The organism is Streptomyces sp. NPDC006602 (assembly GCF_042870385.1).
Taxonomy (GTDB): Bacteria; Actinomycetota; Actinomycetes; order Streptomycetales; family Streptomycetaceae; genus Streptomyces.
In genome coordinates this window covers 47,738-69,894 of record NZ_JBIAHG010000004.1, presented here as the reverse complement: position 1 = coordinate 69,894, position 22,157 = coordinate 47,738, and the positions used below count along the sequence as shown (strand labels likewise).

Genomic DNA, 22,157 nt, shown 5'->3' with positions numbered 1-22,157 from the left:
CTGCGTAGGCGACGAGGGCGAACGAGCAGCCGAGCAGCAGGAGTTGGAGGGGGCTGCCGAAAGCGAGCCTGGGACGCGTCACGGGTCTGCTCACCGTCCTTCTCACAGGTCACCGAATGTCATCCGGGCCACCCACTTGGTGTTGAGGACCCCGGGCGCGGCGGGCACGATGATCCGCGCCGGGTGGCCGTGGTCGGGGGTCAGATCCTCGCCGTTGACGAACAGGGCGAGCAGGGAGCGCGGGTCGGCGACCTGGTTGGCGCGCAGGGCGGCCCGCCGGAAGGCGCCGCGGCGTTGCAGTGACTCCACGAGGACGTCGGGCGGATCGTCGTACCCGACGAGGGCGGCGAGATCCCGCAGCCGCACACCACGCCACCACTGGTCGGAGGTCGACCAGCCCTCCACGCAGGCGATGGGCAACGCCGCACTGTGCAGGGGGAGTCGGAGCAGATCGGCCCGGCCGAGCCGAACGGTTCCGGCACGCCCGACGACCACCAGCCGCCACGCCTCCTCGCTCGTCTCCGCCGCGTCGATCCCCGCGTACGCGGCCGTCTTGTTGATCTGGAAGCCGCCCGGCCCGGAACCCGCTTCGGCGCCGCCGTGCGGGGCGAGGAGGGCGGTCCTGCGCAGGGGTCCGTCGACGTTCTGCCCGGCCGTGGTGGCGAACAGCAGCAGCGAGCCGCCGCCGACCAGCCCGAGAGCGCCGCGCCGCGACACGCTGGGCTCGACCGGGTCCGGGGACACCAACTCGCTCTCCTCCTCCCGCAGTCGGCGCAGATTGCGCAGAGCCGTCGGCGTCTTCAGTACGGCGTGCACGACGAACGCGGCGAAGAACACCCAGGCGCCGTAGAAGTGCAGAGGATAGAAGGAGCCGGGGAAGACGTAGTCGAGCTGGACGTTGAGCACACCGGTCACGAACTCGAAGAGCCCGCCGCCGACCAGGAGCACCAGCGAGAGCCGCTCCAGCGCGTGCGCGAGCGACCGGGCGGGCGGCAGCGTGAACAGCTTCGGCACGACCGACCACAGCTTGGCCAGCAGCACGGGGATCAGGGTGATCCCGAGCGTGACGTGGACGCCCTGGTTGAGGCGGTACAGCCAGTGCGGGTCGGTCGGCCATGCGAAGAGGTAGAAGCCGAGGAGCCCCTTGTCCGGCGTCTTGTCGTTCACCCGTGCCAGGTCGGGGTTGTAGGCGGCGTACGACAGCAGCCCGGTCACGAAGAGCACGGTGATCCCGCCGAGCAGCACGACACCGAGCACCGAGGTGAACCAGGGGCCGCGCAGCGGGCTGCGCCAGAACGCGGGCGAGAAGGGGGTGCGTACCGATGAGCGGGGCTGTGGCGAAGAGGGGGTGCGTGCCATGCCCCGACCGTAGGCCCGCGTCACCCCGGGAACGGGCCCGCGAACCATGACGAATCTCTGACGTCCGCGCCTGTCAGCCGTCCGGGCGAGCCCTCGCGACCTAGCGTTTGCGCGTGAACCGCCATCTGAGACGTGACCTGTACGCGGCCCTGGCCGCCGCGCTGCTCGTGGCGACCGCCGTCCTGGTCGGCACCGCCGTCGAGCACCGGGACGGCACGCTCCGCGTCGGTTGGCCGCCGCTGCTGGCGACCTGGGATCCGCACGTGGGCCCCGGCACTCCGGCCGCGGTGGCCGTCGGGGTCGCGGTCGTGGCGTACGGTCCCGCCCTGGCCGCCCGGCTGCCGTGGCGCGCGCTGCTCCCGACCGTCTGGGCCGTCGGCATGGCCTGGACGTGGTCCCTCGCGCTCGTCGACGGCTGGCACCGGGGCATCGCCGAACAGCTGACGACCAGGAACGAGTACCTCCGGGTCATCGACCGCTTCCACGACATCCCGGCCGCCCTCACGGACTTCACCCACCACATCCTGATCGACGCGCCCGACAACTGGCCCGCCCACGTCGCAGGCCACCCCCCGGCGGCCACCCTCACCTTCGTCCTCCTGGACCGGATCGGGCTGCGCGGCGGAGGCTGGGCGGGCGCCTGGTGCATCACCGTCGGCACGACCGCGGCGGTCGCGGTCCTGATCACCGTACGAACCCTCGCGGACGAGTCACTCGCCCGCCGAGCCGCGCCCTTCCTCGTCCTGGCCCCGGCCGCCGTGTGGGTGGGCACGTCCGCCGACGGCTACTTCGCGGCGGTCGTGGCCTGGGCGGTCGCCTTCCTCGCGCTGGCGGTGACGGGACACCGGCCGGGGTGGACCGGATGCGCCTCGGGCCTGCTGTTCGGCCTGACCGTCTACCTGTCGTACGGCCTGACGCTGTTCGCCCTGATCGCCGGCGCCGCCCTCCTCCTGGGCACGCACCGCATCCGTCCGCTCCCCTTCCTGCTGGCCGGGTTCCTGGTCGTCCCCGTGGCGTTCACCGTCGCCGGGTTCGACTGGTGGGAGGGCTACCGCCTGCTGGTCCGCCGCTACTACCAAGGTTCGGGCGGGATCAGGCCGTACGACTACTGGGTGTGGGCGAACCTGGCGTGCACGGTGCTGATCGTGGGCCCGGCGACGGTGGCGGGGCTGCGGCGCACCGGCGGCAGGCTCACCCGCGGGCGCCCCCGACCGGACACCCGCCTGAGCGTGCTCGTACTGGCCGCGCTCATCGCCCTCCTCGCCGCCGACCTGTCCGGCATGAGCAAGGCGGAGACGGAACGCATCTGGCTGCCGTTCGCGATGTGGCTGCTGCCGGCGTGTGCGTGGCTGACGGGGGTGCGGGGGTGGCTGGCGGCGCAGGCGGTGCTGGCGCTGCTGCTCAACCACCTGCTGCTGACCGGCTGGTGACTCAGCCCAGGCTCTCGAGGAACTCGGCCGAGGGGCAGAAGAAGAGGGTTCCGGTGACGGCCCGGGAGTAGTCGAGGAGCGGGTCGGGGCCGCCGGCCGTGGTGCCGAGGAACATCCTGCGCAGCAGGGTCTCGGGAATCTCGGGCGTGCGGGCGTACGCGATGAAGTAAGTGCCGAACTCGCCGTGTCCGGGCCGCCCGAAGGGCATCGCGCCGCGCAGGATGCGCTGTTCGGTGCCGTCCGGACCGGTGACGGTGTTGACGTCGACGTGCGAGCCGGGCACGTCCAGCTCGATGTTGGTCAGCTTGGTGCGGCCGATCACCTTCTCCTGGGCCTCGACGGCCAGCGCCTCCCAGGCGTCCACGTCGTGCAGGTACTACTGCACGATCGCGTACGCCCCGCCACGAAAGCCGGGATCTTCCTCGCCGACCAGTGCCGCATCCGCCGCCGCCTGGCCGACCGGGTTCTCGGTGCCGTCGACGAATCCCAGGAGGTTGCGCGCGTCGAAGTAGGAGAAGGCCTGGACCTCGTCCTGGAGGGTCACCGCGCCGCGCAGCCGGCGCATGGCCTCGGTCGCGAGGGCGAAGCACAGGTCCGGGCGGGCGGCGCGGATGTGCAGCAGCAGGTCGCCGGGGGTGGACACCGCGTGGTGCCGGGGGCCCGTCAGCTCGCGGAAGGGATGCAGCCACGCGGGCCGCGGCAGGCCGTCGAAGAGGCGGTCCCACGCCGTCGACCCCACCCCGGCGACACAGCCCAGACCGCCGTCGGGGCTGGAGAAGCCGACGGCCCGCACCAGGCCCGCCAGCCCGGACAGCAGGTCGCGTACGGCGCCTTCGCGTCCAAGCAGGAGTTGTTCGACCAGATCCATCGGCCGAGGTTCAACGAACTGGGGCCGGTTGAGGTCGCCTCGGGAGAACCGAGAGCCTAGCCACTCACCTGATCCAGCGATAGCGCCACACCTGTTGCGATGGATCAACTCAAGCACACCGGTGCTGAGCTACATCAACCTGAGCGTTTCGCCACCGCAACATGCCAAACCCCTGGAGAACGCGCGCTGTCCAGGTCGTGGGTGACGAGGACGAGGGACAGGCCGCCGCGGTCGCCCACCAGACCGGCGAGGAGATCGAGGAGAGCGCGCCGGGTGATCGTGTCCAGGCCGGAGGTGATCTCGTCGCGGACCAGAAACCTGGGCCGGGCCAGCAGGGCGCGGGCGAGGGCGGCGCGCTGGAGTTCGCCGCCGGAGAGCTCGCCGGGCAGGCGGTGGGCGAGGGCGTCGGGGAGACCGAGACGGCCCAGGGTGGCCGACGCCCTCATTCCCTTCCACCGGCCCATTGAATGTTCAATTCAGCATCTCTAGCATCAATTGGTGGCTACATTCACCCACGGCTTCCGAGGAGAACTCGTGCCCCCACCCGCCCGAGTCAGACGCACGGCCGCCGCCCTGCTGATGGCCGTCGGACTCGCCGCCCCCACCGGTCAGGCATCGGCAGCGCCCCGCCCAGCCGTACCGCAGGTCTGGCCGACTCCCCAGAGCATGCATACGGGCCCTCACCGACTCACCGTCCCCGACCGGGTCGTGGAAGTCGTCGGCCCCGGCACCGACCCATCGGCCCGCCGGGTCGTAGAGGCCGTCCTGCGCGCCGCCGGAGCCGACAGGATCACCACCGTCAACGCCGGCGACAGCCCTCCCGCGGCCGGGCTCACCGTCTACCTCGGCGGCCCGGCCGAGAACAGCGCCACCGGAACAGCACTGAAGCAACTGGGTGCCGCATCCCCCGACGGCCTCGCCTCCGGCGGTTACGTCCTCGCATCCGGCCGCCGCCACGGCCAGTCCCTCGTCGCCCTTTCCGGCGTCGACACCGCCGGCACCTTCTACGCGGCCCAGACCCTGCGCCAACTGGTCACCCGAAGCCGTGTGTTGCCGGAAGTCACCATCCGCGACTGGCCGACCGCCGCCCTCCGCGGAGTCATCGAGGGCTTCTACGGCGCTCCCTGGACGCACGCCGAGCGGCTCGCCCAACTCGACTTCTACGGGCGTACGAAGCAGAACGTCTACGTCTACTCCCCCAAGGACGACGCCTACTTGCGGGCCCGCTGGCGCGACGCCTACCCCGCCGCAGAACTGGACCGGCTCGAAGAGCTGGCCGACCGGGCCGCCGCCGATCACGTCCGCTTCACCTACGCCCTCTCGCCGGGACTGTCGGTCTGCTACTCCTCCGACGCCGACGTGAAAGCCCTCACCACCAAGTTTGACTCGCTGTACGCAATTGGGGTCCGCTCCTTCGCGATCCCGCTGGACGACATCAGCTACACCAAGTGGAACTGCGCCGAGGACGAGAAGGAGTTCGGCACCGGGGGCGGTGCGGCCGGTGCCGCGCAGGCCCATCTGCTCAACGCGGTCTGGAAGAAATTCACCGAGGCCCACCCCTTTGACCTGCAGCCCCTGGAGATGGTCCCCACCGAGTACTCCGACCTCGCCGACTCCCCGTACAAGAAGGCGTTGCGCGAGCGGTTGGACCCGTCCGTGGTCGTGGAGTGGACCGGCGTCGGTGTGATCGCGCCGACCATCACCGCCGAGCAGGTCGCCCAGGCGCGTGAGGTGTACGGCCATCCGATCCTGGTCTGGGACAACTACCCAGTGAACGACTACGTCACCAGCCGTCTGCTGCTCGGCCCCTACACGGGCCGCGAACCCGGTGTCGCGAGCGCCGCGACCGGTGTCACCGCCAACCCGATGGTCCAGGGGGAGGCGAGCCGCATCGCGCTCTTCACCTCGGCCGCCTATCTGTGGAACCCGCACACCTACGACCCACGGGCAGCCTTCCTCGCCTCCGTCAACGACCTGGCGGGAGCCGGAACGGGCACCGACACCGGCGCCTCCAAGTGGCTGCGCATCTTCGCCGAGAACAACTACTCCTCCCAGCTCGACCCGATCGAATCCCCCACCCTCACCCGGCTCATCGCCGACTTCCGGACCGCCTACGAGCAGGACAGCGGCCTCGACCGAGCGGCCGCCGCACTCCATGCCTACTTCGCCGACATGGCCGCCACGCCCCCCGAACTGCGCTCCCGCCTCGACAACCCCGGGTTCCTCGACGAGACCTCTGCCTGGCTCGACAAGCTCGGCCGCTACGGCACCGCGGGGCAGACGGCCGTAGACCTCCTCCTCGCCAACAAGCGCGGCGACACGGACGCCGTCGCCACGTACTGGAACCGGCTCAGGAGCGAGCGCAAGGATCTGGACGCCATTCCCCAGCAGGTCTCACCGGGTGTGATGGACCAGTTCCTCTATACGACGATGCTGGAGAACGCGCCCGACCCCGGTGTGGACGCTTCCTTCACGCCCGCCTCCGTGAGCCTGAAGCCCGGCGCCTCCACCACAGTCACCGTCGCCCTGTCCGACGAGCGGTCCACGGCCGCGAAGACCGTCACCTGGAAGCTCGACGCCCCCGACGGCGTCACCGCCTCGCCCGCCGAGGGCACCGTGACCGTCCCGGCCGGGGGCAGCGCCTCGGCCACCGTCACACTGACCGCGGAGGAGCCCGGCGTCCACTCCCTCGTCGTGTCGGGCGACGGCATCCTCGACCGTGCGATACCGGTCCAAGTCACGGACAGCACAGGCCCACTCAAAGCCCTGACCGCCAACTTCAGCGGCGCGTCGGTCAGTTCGATCGACCTCTCGACCGGCAGGAGCACCGCCGTCGCCGTCGGCAACAACCCCGGCGAGGTGGTCGTCAGCGCCGACGGGCGCACCGCCTACGCCGCCAACCAGGGCTCGAACACGGTCAGCGTGATCGACGTGGCCGGCGACAGCGTCACCGCCACGGTCGCCGTCGGACGCGTCCCCGCCGGTCTCGCGCTCACGCCTGACGGCGGCACGCTCTGGGTCGCCAACTACACGGACGGCACCGTCCAGCCCGTCGACACGACCACGCTGACGGCGGGTACCCCCGTCCCGGTCGGCTCCGGACCGGAGAACATGGCGGTCACACCCGACGGCCGGACCCTCTACGTGGCGAACATCCACGACAACACCGTCACCCCCATCGACCTCACCACCGGAAAGGCCGAAACCGCCGTCCCCGTCGGCCCGAGCCCCTTCAACGTCGTGGCCGCGCCCGACGGAAAGACGGTCTACGTCTCCGACTCCGGCGGCTCCACCGTCACCCCGATCGACACCGCCACCCAGGACACCGAGCCGACCTTCCTGGTCTCCGGCCAGGCCTACGGTCTCGCCCTGTCCCCGGACGGCCGGACCCTGTGGGTCAGCCCCAGCAACGGCGACAGCGTCACCCCCGTCGACACGGTCACGGGAGCCCCCGGCACCCCGGTGACGGTCGGAAGGTCGGCCTTCGACGTCGCCCTGGACTGGAACGGCGGCACGGCGTACGTGACCACGGCCGACGGAAACAACCTGGTGCCGGTCGACACGGCGTCGGGTTCCACCGGTGCGGCCCTGACGACCGGCGCATATCCGCTGGCCGTCGCGCTGACGCCCGTACCCGTGGAGTAGTTCAGCTGGCGGTACGCCGGATCCGTCCGGCGTACCGCTTCTCCAGCTCGAGGTTGCCCTCGAAGCCGCCGGGGACGTTGGCCGAGACGTACACCGGCGGCCGCTGACCGGCGGCGAGCAGCTGGGCGGAGGCTTCCGCGACCGCCATCTGCACCAGCATCACGCCGGTGAGGGTGGACAGGGCGCACACGGCGCCGCCGCCGGGGAGTTCGAGGAGGGCGTCGCCGCGCGGGGCCGCGTTGTCGAGGACGACGTCGGCGAGGTCGGCGAGCTTCTTGCCGCTGGGATGGGCGGCGGGCACGGCCCGGGTGTGGGTGAGGGAGGTGATGGCCAGGACCCGGTGACCGTGCTCCTTGGCGTGCAGGGCCATCTCGACGATGACGCTGTTGACGCCGGAGTTGGAGATGATGACGAAGAGGTCCTCGCGGTGCGGGGCGGCAAGGTCGTAGAGGCGCGCGGCCACGCCTGCCCGGCGTTCCAGGAGCGGGTCGTCGAGGACGCTCGGGTCGTCGCCGCCATGGAGGACGAGGTCGGCGATGCTGAGCCGGTTGGTGGGCACCAACCCGCCTGCGCGGCCGGCGAGTTCGAGGACGATCGCCTGGGAGTGGCCGGTGCCGAAGGCCTGGATGACGCCGTCGGAGCGGACGCATCGCGCGATGAGTTCGGCGGCGCGGGCCACGTCCTGGCGGGCGGACTCGGTGATGCGCTGGAGGACGGCCAGGCTCTCGCGCGCGAACCCCTCGGCGCTGACGTTCTCGACGGACACGCGACACTCCCCACTAGCTGATGGATTGAACCACCTTATACATCTCCAGAGATGAATCAATAAACCATAGGGCGGTCCTGGTATTCAATCCGCCCACTGAACGGTGGCTGATACATTCTTCCCATGCCCTCCACGGACGTCACCACACTGATCCGCACCGAGCTCCCCCGGCTGGCGGGATCCCTGCGGAAGGTCGGCGAGCTGATCCTGGAGGATCCGGCCGCCGTCACCCACTGCTCGGCCGCCGAGCTGGGCCGCCGCACCGGGACCTCCCAGGCGACGGTGACCCGGTTCTGCCGCGCCATCGGCCTTGAGTCCTACCAGCACCTGCTGATAGAGCTGGCCCAGGAGCGCGGCCGGGGCGAGGCCTCCGACTGGGGCACGGCCGAGATCGGCCCCGACATCTCCCCGGACGACGATCTGGAACGGGTCGTCCAGGTCGTCGGCACCGCGGATCTGCGCGCGGTCCAGCAGACCATCGACCGGATCGATCTCGACGCGATCGAGCGCGCGGCGCAGGCCACGGCCAAGGCCCGTCGCATCGACGTGTACGGCGTCGGCGGCAGCGGCGCGGTGGCACAGGAGACCGAGACCCGGCTGTTCCGCATCGGCTGCTCGGTGCGCGGCTGGACCGAGGTGCACGCCGCGACCACCTCCGCCGCCCTGCTGACCCCGGCGGACGTCGCCATCGGCATCTCGCATTCCGGGTCCACCCGGGAGACCATCGAGCCGTTCGAGCTGGCCAAGGAGCGCGGTGCCACCACCGTGGCAATCACCACCGACCCGCGCTCGCCGCTCGCCCGGGCCGCCGACATCCGGCTCATCCCCTCCTCCTCGGAGACCAGCTTCCGCACCGGCAGCATCGGCGCTCGCCACTCCACGCTGGTCCTCATCGACTGCCTGTACGTCCGGGTCGCCCAGCTCTCCTACCAGCGCGCGAGCGCGTCCCTGGCGCTGACCGACCACATCGCCGGGCAGCACGCGGTGAAGAACCGACGGGCCCGCTGACTTCTCCTGAAGACCTTGCATGATTGAGCCACCATGAAAACCTGAAGATGGTTGTTTGAATCACTCCCACGGTGCCACGATGGGGCTCCCCCGAGCATCCTCGTAGGAGCCCCATGCGCGTGTCCCGTGTCGAGTCGACCGAGCTCTTCGTCGGAACCACCGAGCAGCCGCGCCAGGTGGTGGCCGTCGAGCTGAGCCACACCCCCGGACGGACCGTCCGCCTCAGCGTCGAGGGCCCCGGGATCACCGGAGTGGCCGTCGTGGAGACGGCCGAGGACGGCACCGTGCGCGCCGAGATACCCGTGCGCACCGATCTGGCCGTCGGTGAGCGCCGCGAGATCACCGTCACCGCCGCCGACGGCGACCGACTCACCCAGCACACCGGTGAGTTCACGGCGGCCGAGCCCGGCTGGACCATGTTCATGGTCAGCCACTTCCACTACGACCCCGTCTGGTGGAACACCCAGGCCGCCTACACCGAGACCTGGGACGTCGCCGACGACCCGGCCACCACCGGTCTGCCCGCCCGTACCTTCGACTCCCGCGGCCAGTCCGGGATGAGCCTGGTGCGGGCGCACTGCGATCTGGCGCGGCGCGATCCGGCGTACACCTTCGTGCTCGCGGAGGTCGACTACCTCAAGCCGTACTGGGACGCCTTCCCGGAGGAGCGGGCCTTCCTGCGCGAGCTGATCCGCACCGGCCGCGTCGAGATCATGGGCGGCACCTACAACGAGCCCAACACCAACCTGACCGGCGCCGAGGCGACCGTACGCAACGCCCTGTACGGCGACGGGTTCCAGCGCGGGATCATCGGGGCGTCCCCGGAGACCGCCTGGCAGCTGGACGCGTTCGGGCACGATCCGCAGTTCCCCGGGCTGATGGCGGACGCGGGCGTCACGTCGAGTTCGTGGGCGCGCGGACCGTTCCACCAGTGGGGGCCGACGCTGTCGGTGTTCGGGGAGGAGCCCCGGGACCCGCGGCGGATGCAGTTCCCGGCCGAGTTCAGCTGGATCGCGCCCTCGGGACGCGGACTGCTGACGGCGTACATGGTCAATCACTACGGCGCCGGCTGGGCGATCGACAACGCGCCGACCCTGCCCGAGGCGGAGGCGGCCGCGCTCAAGCTGTTCAGGGGGCTCAAGAAGGTCGCGCTCACCCGCAACGTGCTGCTCCCGGTCGGCGGGGACTACGCGCCGCCGTGCCGCTGGGTGATGGGCATCCACCGGGACTGGAACGCCCGGTACGTGTGGCCGCGGTTCGTCAGCGCCATCCCGCGGGACTTCTTCGCCGCCGTGCGCGCGGAACTGGAGGCGGAAGGGCGCAGGGCGTCGCCGCAGACCCGGGACATGAACCCGGTCTACACCGGCAAGGACGTCTCCTACATCGACACCAAGCAGGCCCAGCGGTACGGCGAGGCGCTCCTCGCCGACGCCGAGGCCTGGGCGACGCTGGCCTCGTTGGTCGGCGGGCACGCCTATCCGGACGCGGCGCTCGACAAGGCCTGGCGGCAGTTGGTCTACGGCGCCCATCACGACGCCATCACCGGCTCCGAGTCCGACCAGGTGTACATCGACCTGCTCACCGGCTGGCGGGAGCTGTACGACCTCGCCGAGACCGTGCACGCCGACGCGACCCAGGCCCTGGCCGACCAGGTCGCCCCGGGCACCGGCCCCGACCTGGTGGTCTTCAACTCCGCGACCTGGGAACGGCGGGACGTGCTGACCGTCGACGATCCGGGCCTGGTGCCCCTGGGCGAGGACTTCCGGCCCCTGCCCGCCGTACGCGAGGAGGACGGCCGTCTCCGGGTCGTCGTACCCAAGGTGCCCGGCATGGGCCTCAAGGCGCTCCCCCTCTCGGCGGGCTCCACACCCGGGTGGACCCGCGGCGAGGGCCTGACCATCCGCAACGAGTTCTACGAGGTGACGGTCGACCCCGCCCGCGGCGGCGGCGTCAGCAGCCTGCGCGCGCTCGCCGGGGACGGGGACGGCGGCCGGGAGCTGCTGCGCCCCGGCGACATCGGCAACGAGCTCGTCGTACAGGAGGAGTACCCGAGGCACCCGCGCTTCGGCGAGGGGCCCTGGCACCTCACGCCGACCGGTACCACCGCCGCCCGCGGCCGGGACGTCACCGCCGACATCGATGTCGAGCACTCCCCCGCCGGGTCGCGCATCACCGTCCGCGCCGACCTCGGACTGTTCCGGTACACCCAGCGGCTGACCCTGTGGGCGGCCGTCGACCGGCTCGACGTCGCCACGACCGTCGACGGCTACGACGGCGCCGACCGGCTGATCCGGGTGCGCTGGCCGTCCGACGTGCGGGGCGGGCTGCCGGTGCACGAGGTGGCGGACGCCGTCATCGGGCGCGGGTTCGGGTTCGTGGAGGTGGACAGCGAGCGGTTCCCGTGGACGCTGGACAACCCGGCCAACACCTGGTTCGGGCTGGGGTCCACCGCGCGGGTCGCGGTGCGGGACGACTCCGGTGAACTCGTCGGCCACCGTGCGATCGGGGTCGCCGAGCTGGTGTACGCCGACTGGGACACCGCCGGTGAACTCGGCGCGCCGCTCGCGGCGGCCCTGGTCCGCGCGGGCGTGACCGCCACCTCGACCATCGCCGGCGGTCCCCGCTACGGCGACCTGGAGGTCGACTCCAACCTGCCCGACATCCGCATCGCCGTCGGCGGCCCCGACCGCAACTCCGTGGTCGCCGAGGCGCTGGGCTGGGACCCGGCCGCCGGGCGGGAACTCGCCCGGCAACTGGCCGAGCGGGGCAGGGCGGCCGTGTGGGTCGCGCCGCGCGCCGGGCTGCGCGAGGAGTGGGTGCCCGGTGCCGACCTGCGCGACCTGGAGCGGCTGCCGCTGCTCGTGGTGGCGGGGGCCAGGCCCGAGGACGACGCCAAGGCGGTCGACGCGCTGATCGCCGACCTGGACGACTTCAGCGTCACGGCCACCGCGGCCGGCGGCGGCGAGGCGCTGCCGCCGGGCGACGCCTGGGACGGGCGCGGCTTCGCCGTCCTCAACCGGGGCACGCCCGGCTGCGTGGTCACCGCCTCCGGCGACCTCTACATGTCCCTGATGCGCTCCTGCACCGGCTGGCCCTCCGGCATCTGGGTCGACCCGCCGCGCCGCACGGCGCCCGACGGGTCCGCCTTCCAGCTCCAGCGCTGGTCGCACACCTTCGAGTACGCCGTCGTGGCGGGCGAGGGTGACTGGCGGGAGCTGCGACTGCCCGCGCGCGGGCACGAGTTCAACCGTCCGCTCACCGCGCGGCTGCGCGCCGAGGGCGGGTCCGGGACCCTGCCCAGGAGCGGCTCCCTGCTCACGCTGGAGCCCGCCCGCGAGGTCATTCTCGACGCCCTCAAGCCCCTCGGCTCCCCGCTGGCCCGGGGCAGCGTGGCGCCCGCCGACCCGGGGCGCGGGATCGTCGTACGGATGCACGAGGTGAACGGGCGGCCGGTGCGGGCGCGCGTGCACGGGCCCTCGCAGTGGGCGCAGGGCACCCGTTCGGACGTACTGGAGAGGCCCGGGGAACGGCTGGCGCCGGACCGGGAAGGGGGCCTCGACGTCGGTCTGACGGGCTTCGAGGTGGCCACCGTCCTCGCCACGCCGACAGCGGCCGGCCGGCCGGAGCCCGGTCCCGGTGTCGCCGCCCACGAGCCCGCCCAGCCGGTCCACACCCGCTACTGGCTGCACAACTCCGGTCCCGCCCCGCGTGGCAACCTGCCGGTGGCGGTGTACGTATCGCCCACCGCGCTCACCGCCTCCGGTCCCGTGACCGCCACCGTGCGGGTCGCCTCGGAGCTGACCGACGCGCCCGCGAAGGGCACGGTGGCCTTCGAGGTGCCGGCCGGCTGGTCGGCCGAGCCCGCCGAACTGCCGTACGCGCTGAGCCCCGGCGGGTTCACCCTCGCCGAGGTCACGGTGACACCTCCGGCCGACGCCGGGCCCGGGAGGCACTGGCTGGCGGCCCGGCTGTCGTACGGGGGGCAGACGTACGAGGACGTCGTCGCGCTGGACGTGCCGGGCGGGCAGTCCGGGCCGAGTCTGGTGTCCGGGCTGGCAGTCGACCGGATCACCGTGCGCCGGGACGAGCGGGTCCGGGTTCCGGTGACCCTGCGCAACACCACCCTCGGGCCGGTGAGCGGCCAGCTGTGGGCCGTGTCGTCCTGGGGTACCTGGCCGGGGGTCGGGCCGGGCCTCCAGGGGTTCACCGTGGGCGGCGGGGAGCAGCGGGAGTGTGTGATCGAGGTGGACGGCTCGGCGGTGCCGCCGGGGTCGTACTGGCTGATGGCGAAGGTCGCCTGGCACGGGTGCGTCGCCTATACGGAGGCGGTCGAGCTGGAGGTGACCCCATGACCGGGCATGCGGCCGTGGTGGACGGCGAGGGGGTCGCGAAGGAGCGGGTGGAGGCCCTGCTGCGGGCCGTTCCGCCACGCGACCGAGAGACCAGGCCCGAGTCCCTCGCCCGGGCCGAACGGCAGCGCAGGCGCTGGGCGACCCAGGTGGTCGTGACCGACGAACTCGCCCACCGGGCCTGCGCGGACCGGGGGCTGAAACCACCGGCGGAGCTGTCCCCGGCGCAGGTGCTCGCGGTGGCCGGGAGCGACGTGGCCGACCTCGGCAGCATCGTCGCGGCGGCGCTCGCCCACTCCCCGGCGGCGCGGGTCCTGCTCGACCGCCTCGAGCACGAGCAGGACGTCCCCGAGGCGGCCGTACGGGACTACTACGAGCGCAACCGGGACCGCTTCCTCACCCCGGAGGCGCTAAGACGCGGGGCCGACCCCTTCGGCGGGGCGGCCCGCGAGGACTTCCTGCCGTACGAGGACGTCCGCGCGGGCATCGGGCGGGAGCTGCGGCGGGCGGCGGGCCGGCGGGCGTTCTTCGACTGGCTGGACCAGGCTCGGGCGGGCGTGGTGTACGCGCACGGGTACGAGCATCCGGGCGATCCGTCGCATCCGGATCACGAACACCGGCACTGAGGCGGCTTCGCGCCGTCCTGATCAGCGACTCGATCGCAGACGGAACCTAAAAGCAACATGGAAAACCATTGACCTCCGATGAATTCTGGTCCACCTTTTCATCAATCGGAGTCAAAGTTGGTTGATTGAACCAGCCAGCACATCCTGACTCGCCCGGTCGCAGGAGGGCCCATCGCATGCGCGCAAGAAGACTGACCCGCACCCTGACCTGTATCGCCGTTCTGTCGCTGACCGCCGCCGGCTGCGGCCTGTCCGGCGGCTCCGACAGCGGGGACGCCAGCGCGGGCGGCTGCAAGGTCGACAAGGGAAACGTCGGGTCCGGAAAGCTCTCCGGCGACATCAAGGGAAAGATCACCTTCCAGACGACGAACCTGAAGAAAGACTTCGGGGGCTTCTTCAACGGAGTGATCGCCGACTTCGAGAAGGCCCACCCCGGCGCCAAGGTCAAGTGGATCGACGACCCCGGCGACAACACCTTCACCAGCCGCACGGTCGCCGACGCCCAGGCCTGCACACTGGCGGACGTCATCAACATCAACGCGCCCACGGCGACGGCCCTCACCAAGGCCGGCTACCTGCTCGACGTCGGCACCAAGGATCCGGACGCGTCCAAGCCCTTCGTCCCGGCGTTCTGGAAGTCCAGCACCTTCAAGGACGCCACCGGCAAGTCCATCCACACGACGCTGCCCTGGTACACCGGCGGTGTCCTCCTGACGTACAACACCGACCTGCTGAAGAAGGCCGGCATCGACCCGGCGAAGCCGCCGACGACGATATTCGGGCTGTTCGCCGACTACGAGAAGATCGCCAAGGCGTCCGACGGCAAGTTCTACGCCACGATGGCCAACCCGATCTGGCGCATCCCGGCCGACTTCGACCAGATGGGCATCAAGATCCTCTCCACCGACGGCAAGTCCGCCGTCTTCGCCGACGACCCGCGCACCACCCAGTGGGTCGAGTGGATGGCGAAGCTCTACAAGGAGGGCGCGATGCCGAAGGACTCGCTGTCCTCCAGCAACGACCCGTCCACGCCTTACAGCCAGGGCAAGGTGGCCTACGGTTCGACGAACCCGAGCTTCGTGCGGTTCGTGAAGCAGAACAGCCCGTCGGTCTACGACAGGACAGCTGTCGGCCAGCAGCCCTACGACGCGCTCGGCCGCGCCTCCGCCGGTGCCCCGCAGTTCATCTCGGTCGCCGCGACCAGCAAGAACGCGCCCGCGGCGCTGTCGTTCGCGGAGTTCCTCACCAACGCCGAGAACCAGACGGCCTGGTGCAAGGACCCGAACGTGGTGATCTTCCCGACCACCACCCAGTCGCTGAACGACCCGTTCTTCCAGAACGTCACCGGCGACGATCCGTTCTCCCAGGCCCGCAAGCTCGTCGCCGACCAGCTCAAGACGGCCGACACCAACCAGACCAACCTCTCCCCGGCCGTGCAGAACGCCATGGTGTCCCAGGTGCAGCTGGCCATGCAGGGCAAGAAGAGCGCGGCGGACGCCGTGAAGGACGCCCAGGAGAAGGCCAACGAGCTGCTGAAGCAGGCAGGCTGACGGTGACGGTACAGATCACGAAGCCGGTGTCCGTGCCCGGTGCGGAGCGCACAGCCTCCGCGCCGGGCGCGGCCCCGTCCCGCCTCCGCCGGCTCTCCCGGGCCGTGCTGCCCGGCCCCGCCGCGGGCGCCAACGGGGCGGCGATGTACCGACGTTGGTGGCTGCCCTGGCTGTGGACCGCGCCCGCGATCGTCTGTGCGGTGGTTTTCGGGGTGTTTCCGTTCCTCAACACCCTGCTGCTGTCGTTCACCAACGCCAAGCCGCTGGGCGGCGCCGCGAGTTACGTCGGGCTCGACAACTACACGCGGATGCTGGACGACTCCGACTTCTGGCTGGCGACCCGCAACAGCATCCTGTACGCGCTGATCGTCGTACCGCTGATGGTGCTGCTGCCCCTGATGCTGGCCGTTCTGGTGGAGAAGAACCTGCCGGGCATCGGCTTCTTCCGCTCCGCCTTCTACACCCCCGTCCTCGCCTCCAGCGTGGTCGTGGGTCTGAGCTGGCAGTGGCTGCTGGCCGACGACGGGCTGGTCAACACCTGGCTGGAGAAGTCCCATGTGATCAGGGACGCCATCCCGTTCCTGTCCGACCCGTGGCTGATCCTGCTGTCCGCGATGGGCCTGACGCTGTGGAAGGGCCTCGGCTGGTACATGGTCTTCTACCTGGCCGCGCTCGGGAACGTACCGAAGGAACTGCACGAGGCGGCGGCCATGGACGGCGCCGGCGCGATCCGCCGCTTCTGGCACATCACCATTCCGGGCGTACGGCAGGCCATGATGCTCGTCGGCACGCTGACCGGCATCGGCTCGCTGCGGGTGTTCACGGAGATCTTCATGCTCGGCAGCTCCACCGGCGGCCCCGGCGGCGCCGACCGGACCCTGCCCTTCTACATCCGGGACGTCGGCCTGGACCCGATCACCGGCAACGCCGGTTACGGCTCGGCCGTCAGTGTGGCCCTGTTCCTGCTGACGCTGGGGCTGACCCTGCTGGCGCAGCGCCTGACGAAGGAGGACGAGGCATGACGACGACCGCTGTTTCGGCCAAGCGCCGGCGCCTCATGCCGCGCTGGCGGGACTACGGCCGCCCCCGGGAGCTGGTAGTCCGCTACCTGCTGCTGTTCCTGGTGCTCGGCCTCACCGTCGGGCCGTTGCTCTGGCAGTTGCTGGCCTCGCTGAAGAGCACCGGCGAGGACGTCTTCGGCGCGAACGCCTCCCTGCTGCCGGAGCACCCGACCCTGCGGGCCTACCGGACGGTCTTCGAGCAGGTGCCGGTGGCCACGTACATCAGGAACAGCCTGATCGTGGTCGCCCTGTCGGTCAGCAGCCAGCTGGTGTTCTCCACCACGGCCGGCTACATGCTCTCCAAGCCCGCCTGGAAGGGCCGCAGGGGGGTCTGGGTCGTGCTGGTCGCCTCCATGATGTTCCCCTTCGAGTCGATCATGGTGTCGCTGTTCCTGAGCATCCGCGACCTGGGCCTGGTCGACAACCTGGCGGGCGTGTGGCTGCCCGGGTTCGTCGGCGCCATCAACGTCCTGCTGATGCGCGGCGCGTTCCTCGCGGTGCCGCGCGAGATCGAGGACTCGGCCATGCTCGACGGCGCGAACGAGTGGCAGCGCTTCCGGTACCTGTATCTGCCGTCCGCGTGGGGCGCGATCCTGGTGGTCGTCATCAACACCTTCATCAGCGCCTGGGACGACTTCCTCTGGCCGCTGATCGTGCTGCGCTCGGAGAGCAACATGACCCTGACGCTGGGTCTGTCGCGGCTGCAGAGCTCGTCGTTCGGCTACGACCAGCGGATGGTCATGGCCGGGTCGGTGATCTCCGTGATCCCGGTGCTGGTGCTGTTCGTCATCACGCAGCGGTGGTTCTACAAGGGCGTGTCGTCGGGGGCCGTGAAGCTCTGACGCCGATCAGTGCCTGATGTCCACGACGACGGGTACTGCGGTCAGCGCGGCCCGGGACGACTCGGCGATCCGGATCTCCAGCGTTCCGGGCCGCACCGCGGTCTCCAGGTCCGCGCCCACCTGCTCCAGTTGGCGGGTGCCGATGTGGAAGCCGACCGTACGGGACTCGCCCGGCTTCAGGCCGACGTGCTGGAAGCCCCGCAGTTCGAGGGTGCGCGGCCAGACGGAGGTGCGCAGGCGGCGGATGTAGAGCTGGGCGACCGTACGGCCGTACCGCGCACCGGTGTTGGTGACGTCGACCGTGACGATGTTCCGGGACAGGCGCGGCGGGCCGTACGTGAAGCTCGTGTACGACAGCCCGTGCCCGAAGGAGTAGCGCGGCTCGGCGCTCTCGTCCACGTACGAGCCGTACTCGGTGTCCTTGTGGTTGTAGTACACGGGGAGTTGGGCCGCCGAGCGCGGGACGGAGACGGGCAGGCGACCAGTCGGTTCCCGGTGCCCCAGGAGGACCTCGGCGATGGCCTCGCCGCCCCACGGGCCCGGATACCAGGCGGTGAGCAGGGCGGCCGCACGGTCTGCGGACTCGGGTACGACATGCGGGCGGCCCTGGATCAGCACGACCGCCGTCGGCGTGCCCGTCGCGGCGACGGCGTCCAGCAAGGCGTACTGCGCCTCCCCCAGCCGCACCCCCGCCAGGTCGGCACCTTCACCGCAGGTCATCTCCGAAACGGCGTTGAGCGCCGCCCCGTTGGCGTCGAACTCGGTACCGGACGTACGGGCACTGCTGCCGCCCAGCACCAGCACGGCCAGGTCGCAGGCGGCGGCCGCGGCGACCGCCTCGGGGATGCCGGAGAGGTCGTCCCCGGTGAGCGCGCAGCCCGGGGCGTGCCGGATGTCGACGCCGGGCGGGGCGAGGTGCCGTAGTCCGTCGAGGACACTCGTGCCCGCCCGCTGGGGGGCCGTGTAGTCGCCCGACTGGTGGGCGGGGGTGGCCGATTGGGGGCCGATGACGGCGATCCTGGACACGGTCGCGGGGACCGGGAGGACACTCCCCTCGTTGCGGAGAAGGGTGATGGCGGCGCGGGCGAGGGTGGTGCTCACCTCCCTGCCGTGGGCCGGGAAGTCGGCCGTCGTCGGGCCGTGCTGTTCGAACAAGCCCAGCTGGAACTTGAGCCGCAGGACGCGGGCGACGGCCGCGTCGAGGACCTCCTCGTCCACCAGTCCCCGCTCGACGGCCTCCCCGAGGTGCACGAAGCCCTCGTCCCAAAGGCTCAGATCGACACCGGCGTCGAGGGCGAGCGCGCCCGCCGTCACCTTGTCGCCGGTGATGCGGGCCAGGCGGTCCACGGCCAGGCCGTCCGCCATGACGAGCCCGTCGAAGCCCCAGCGTTCTCTGAGGAGTTCGGTGAGCAGGGCCCGGTTGCCGGAGCAGGGCATGCCGTCGACCTCGTTGTACGCGGCCATGACGGCGGCGGCTCCGGCGCGGATGCCGGCACGGGCGGCGGGAAGGTGGATCTCGTGGAGTTCGCGGGGGCCGAGTTCGGACTCGGCGGAGTTGCGTCCGCCGACGGTGGCGCCCTGACCGGCGAAGTGCTTGAGGACCACGGGGGCGTGGTCGTCGGCGAAGTGCCCTTCTTCGGAGCGCTCACCCTGCATCCCGCGCACCAGCGCGTCGGTGAGGCAGGCCGCCAGGTAGGGGTCCTCGCCGAAGCACTCCTCGGTACGGCCCCAGCGCGGGTCACGGGCGATGTCGAGAGCCGAGACGAGGGCGACATGTCCGCCACGGGCGCGCAGTTCGGCGGCAGTGCAAGCGGCGATGTGCTCGTACAACTGGGGGTCCCACGCGGCGCCGACAGCCAGGTTGACCGGCAGGACCGTCCCGTCGAGCGCCATGTGGCCGTGCGGCACCTCCTCGACGAACAGCGCGGGTATGCCGAGCCGGCTCCGCTCGACGACATGCCGCTGCACCAGGTCGGCGAGGGCGGCGCCGTCCTCGGCACCGGGCCCGTTGGTGTGGTCGACGCCGGACCAGGCGTCGGCGCGCTGGAGCCCGTAGAGGGCGCCGAGTCCGGCGAAGCGGTCGGTCTCGGCGCGCAGGGCGTCGGTGAGTTCGAAGCCGCCGTCGGGGGTGCGACGGTAGGCGTCCCAGCCGTACATCCGCTGGTTGAGCTGGCCGACCTTCTCACGCAGGGTCATCCGGGGGAGCAGGTCGCGGACGCGGGCGTCGACGGGGGCGGTCGGGTCGCGGTAGACCATGTCGTTCATCGGCTGCCGCCGCCGTGCGCGAGCCGGGCGAGGGCCACGGCGCCCCGGCAGCCGTCGGCCACCCAGTCGAGGGTGAGACCGAGGGCGGCGAGGCGAGGCGCCAGGAGGGGCGTCAGCGGGCCGTCGGGGCCGAGCAGACCGCCGGTGGCGACGAGCGGCTCGCCGGGGCGGGGCTCCAAGGCCCTGACGGTCCCGGTCAGTTGGTCGGCCGCCTCGTCCAGGATCGCCCCGGCCACCGTGTCCTTGTCCCGCGCCGCCTCGGCCACCAGCGGGGCCAGCCGGGCGAGCCGGATCGGGGGGTCGGCCATGACGGCCGGGAGCAGGTGCATGCGGTAGGCCTCGCGGCGGGGGCGACTCCAGGCGTCCTGGCGCTCAACACGGCCCTCGCGCTCGCTCTCGCTCCGGCGCTCGCTCTCGCCGCCGCGCTCACTCTCGCCGCCCCGGTCGCGCTCGCTCTCGCCCTCGTGCGGCAGAACGCCGCCCGGCAGTCGCAGCGCCCGCCCCACGGACAAGGCCAGAGCCGTCGCAGGTCCCCGCCCGTCCGCCATGCGCAGCGCGGCCCGTACCGCCGAGCGCCCGATCCAGAAGCCGCTGCCGTCGTCGCCGAGCAGCCAGCCGTCGCCGTCCACGGTGACCGTGCCCCGGCGGCCGGTGATGCGCATCGCGACCGCGCCGGTGCCGGCCACCAGGGCGAGGCCGTCGGCCGGGGTGTCGGGCGCGGCGGCGAAGGCGGCCTCGATGTCGCTGCAGATGCCGACCGGGCCGGGCGGGATGCCGAGCCGCCGCAGGGCCGCGCTGAGGGCGGCCCGGGCGTTGACGTGCCCTGGGTCGTCCGGGGAGGCCGCGGTGGCGCCCGCGAAGCCACCGGTCACGGACACGACCCGGCCGCGCGCCTCCCGCGGCACCGCCGCGGCGACGGCCTCGGCGAGGTGGTCGGTGAACTGCGGCAGCGGGACGGTCATGGCGTTGCCCGGCCCGGCGGCGCCCTCGCCCAGCGGGCGGCCGTCCGCCGCGGCGGCGAGCACCGCACGGGTACGGGTGCCGCCCGCGTCGAGGCCGACGACGAGCTCGCCGCCGAAGTTTTGGTTCAAATCGTTGCCCATCACTGACTATGGTGGTTGATACATTCGCGCAGGACAAGCCCCGGCCCCGAGGAGGATCCCATCCGTACGCTCCGATTCGGCGTGAACTACACGCCCCGCCGCGGCTGGTTCCACTCCTGGCACGACTTCGACGCCGTGCACGCGCGGGAAGACCTGGACCAGATAGCCGGGCTCGGCCTCGACCACGTCCGCGTCTTCCATCTCTGGCCGCTCCTGCAGCCCAACCGCACGCTCATCCGCTCCGCCGCTGTCGACCAGTTGGTCCGGCTCGTCGACCTGGCGGCTCAGGCGGGCCTCGACGTCCTGGTGGACGGCGTGCAGGGCCATCTGTCCAGCTTCGACTTCTACCCGGAGTGGACGCGCAGTTGGCACCACCGCAACGTGTTCACCGACCCGGAGGCCATCGAGGCGCAGGCCGAGCTCCTGCGCACGCTGGGCCGGGCCCTCGCCGACCGCCCCAACCTGATCGGTCTCCAGCTCGGCAACGAGCTCAACAACCTGGTCGAGCACAACCCGGTGACGGTGCAGGAGGTCGACCACTACCTCGACACCCTGCTGGCCGCCGCCCGCGCGGGCGTACGCCCCGGCCACCTGGTCACGCACTCCGCGTACGACGCCGCCTGGTACGGCGACGGGCACCCCTTCACCCCGGAGGCCTCGGCCCGTAAGGGCGATCTGACCACCGTGCACCCCTGGGTGTTCTCGGGCGACTGCGCCCGCCGCTACGGAGCCCGCTCCCCGCAGGTGCACCACCTCGCCGAGTACGGCACGGAACTCGCCACGGCCTACGCCGAGGACCCGTCCCGTCCTGTCTGGGTCCAGGAGACGGGCGCGCCCGAGCCGCACATCCCGGCCGCCGACGCGCCTGAGTTCGCACGGGCGACCGTACGGAACGCGGCCGAGTGCGCGACCCTGTGGGGCGTGACGTGGTGGTGCTCCCACGACGTGGACCGCTCCCTGGCCGACTATCCGGAGCTCGAGTACACCCTGGGCCTGTTCGACTCGACGGGCCGCCCCAAGCCCATCGCGGACGCCCTCGCCGCCACGGTCGCCGACCTGCGCGCCCAGCCGCCGTCACCCCCGCCGCGTGCGACCGCCCTGGTCCTGGACTGCACGCCGGCCACGCGTTCCGTGTCCGGTCCGGGGGGCGCGTTCTTCGAGGCGTGGATGCGGCTGCGCACGGAAGGCGCCCGTCCGGCGGTGGTACTGGCCGCACGGTCGGACGACGAGGGTTACCTGACGACCCGGGGGATCAAGAAGCTCGTACGACTGCCGTAAGGCGTCG

General features: G+C 71.7%; 12 protein-coding genes and 3 pseudogenes. 9 read left to right on the top strand and 6 right to left on the bottom strand.

Annotated features, from left to right (window positions below; genetic code table 11):
* Positions 1-102: 102 nt before the first annotated feature.
* Entirely contained in the window at positions 103-1,359 is a 1,257-nt protein-coding gene (locus ACFYO2_RS12640; protein ID WP_388347720.1) for a molybdopterin-dependent oxidoreductase, read from the bottom strand.
* Between the two features lie 113 nt (positions 1,360-1,472).
* Here ACFYO2_RS12640 and ACFYO2_RS12635 point away from each other — a divergent pair, with 113 nt between their 5' ends.
* Positions 1,473-2,789, top strand: a complete 1,317-nt coding sequence (locus ACFYO2_RS12635) for a hypothetical protein (RefSeq protein WP_388347718.1) — start codon at positions 1,473-1,475, stop codon at positions 2,787-2,789.
* A 1-nt stretch (position 2,790) separates the two neighbouring features.
* Here the strand turns inward: ACFYO2_RS12635 and ACFYO2_RS12630 are convergent.
* A pseudogene (locus ACFYO2_RS12630) lies at positions 2,791-3,657 on the bottom strand (Dyp-type peroxidase).
* A 134-nt stretch (positions 3,658-3,791) separates the two neighbouring features.
* Positions 3,792-4,097: pseudogene (locus ACFYO2_RS12625) on the bottom strand (ATP-binding cassette domain-containing protein); the annotation flags it as partial.
* A gap of 139 nt (positions 4,098-4,236) precedes the next feature.
* Between ACFYO2_RS12625 and ACFYO2_RS12620 the strand changes: the two are divergent.
* Positions 4,237-7,302, top strand: coding sequence for a beta-N-acetylglucosaminidase domain-containing protein (locus ACFYO2_RS12620; protein WP_388348583.1), 3,066 nt, complete (start codon positions 4,237-4,239; stop codon positions 7,300-7,302).
* Between the two features lies 1 nt (position 7,303).
* Here the strand turns inward: ACFYO2_RS12620 and ACFYO2_RS12615 are convergent, their stop codons facing one another.
* A complete protein-coding gene (locus ACFYO2_RS12615; RefSeq protein WP_388347716.1) occupies positions 7,304-8,068 on the bottom strand; it encodes a sugar isomerase domain-containing protein in 765 nt (254 codons plus the stop codon).
* A gap of 123 nt (positions 8,069-8,191) precedes the next feature.
* On the opposite strand from ACFYO2_RS12615, the gene ACFYO2_RS12610 reads away from it, so the two are divergent.
* The 6 genes from ACFYO2_RS12610 to ACFYO2_RS12585 all read left to right on the top strand — a co-directional run bounded on the left by ACFYO2_RS12610 (position 8,192) and on the right by ACFYO2_RS12585 (position 17,504).
* A complete protein-coding gene (locus ACFYO2_RS12610) occupies positions 8,192-9,076 on the top strand; it encodes a MurR/RpiR family transcriptional regulator (RefSeq protein ID WP_388347714.1) in 885 nt (294 codons plus the stop codon).
* A 113-nt stretch (positions 9,077-9,189) separates the two neighbouring features.
* Complete coding sequence (locus ACFYO2_RS12605; RefSeq protein WP_388347712.1) at positions 9,190-13,428, top strand: NEW3 domain-containing protein; 4,239 nt, start codon at positions 9,190-9,192, stop codon at positions 13,426-13,428.
* Positions 13,425-14,051: a peptidyl-prolyl cis-trans isomerase gene (locus ACFYO2_RS12600; RefSeq protein WP_388347710.1), complete on the top strand. Its 627-nt coding sequence runs from the start codon at positions 13,425-13,427 to the stop codon at positions 14,049-14,051. Before ACFYO2_RS12605 ends, ACFYO2_RS12600 begins: the two co-directional genes overlap by 4 nt.
* A gap of 176 nt (positions 14,052-14,227) precedes the next feature.
* A complete protein-coding gene (locus ACFYO2_RS12595; RefSeq protein WP_388347708.1) occupies positions 14,228-15,601 on the top strand; it encodes an extracellular solute-binding protein in 1,374 nt (457 codons plus the stop codon).
* 2 nt (positions 15,602-15,603) lie between these two features.
* Positions 15,604-16,623 (top strand): carbohydrate ABC transporter permease, encoded by a 1,020-nt coding sequence (locus tag ACFYO2_RS12590; RefSeq protein ID WP_388347706.1) that lies wholly within the window; start codon positions 15,604-15,606, stop codon positions 16,621-16,623.
* A complete protein-coding gene (locus ACFYO2_RS12585; RefSeq protein ID WP_388347704.1) occupies positions 16,620-17,504 on the top strand; it encodes a carbohydrate ABC transporter permease in 885 nt (294 codons plus the stop codon). Before ACFYO2_RS12590 ends, ACFYO2_RS12585 begins: the two co-directional genes overlap by 4 nt.
* A 6-nt stretch (positions 17,505-17,510) precedes the next feature.
* On the opposite strand, the gene ACFYO2_RS12580 is transcribed toward ACFYO2_RS12585, so the two are convergent.
* Positions 17,511-19,769, bottom strand: a complete 2,259-nt coding sequence (locus tag ACFYO2_RS12580; RefSeq protein WP_388347702.1) for a glycoside hydrolase family 3 N-terminal domain-containing protein — start codon at positions 19,767-19,769, stop codon at positions 17,511-17,513.
* Positions 19,766-20,872 (bottom strand): N-acetylglucosamine kinase, encoded by a 1,107-nt coding sequence (locus ACFYO2_RS12575; RefSeq protein WP_388347700.1) that lies wholly within the window; start codon positions 20,870-20,872, stop codon positions 19,766-19,768. Before ACFYO2_RS12575 ends, ACFYO2_RS12580 begins: the two co-directional genes overlap by 4 nt.
* Positions 20,873-20,880: 8 nt before the next feature.
* Here ACFYO2_RS12575 and ACFYO2_RS12570 point away from each other — a divergent pair.
* A pseudogene (locus ACFYO2_RS12570) lies at positions 20,881-22,150 on the top strand (glycosyl hydrolase).
* Positions 22,151-22,157 lie beyond the last annotated feature (7 nt).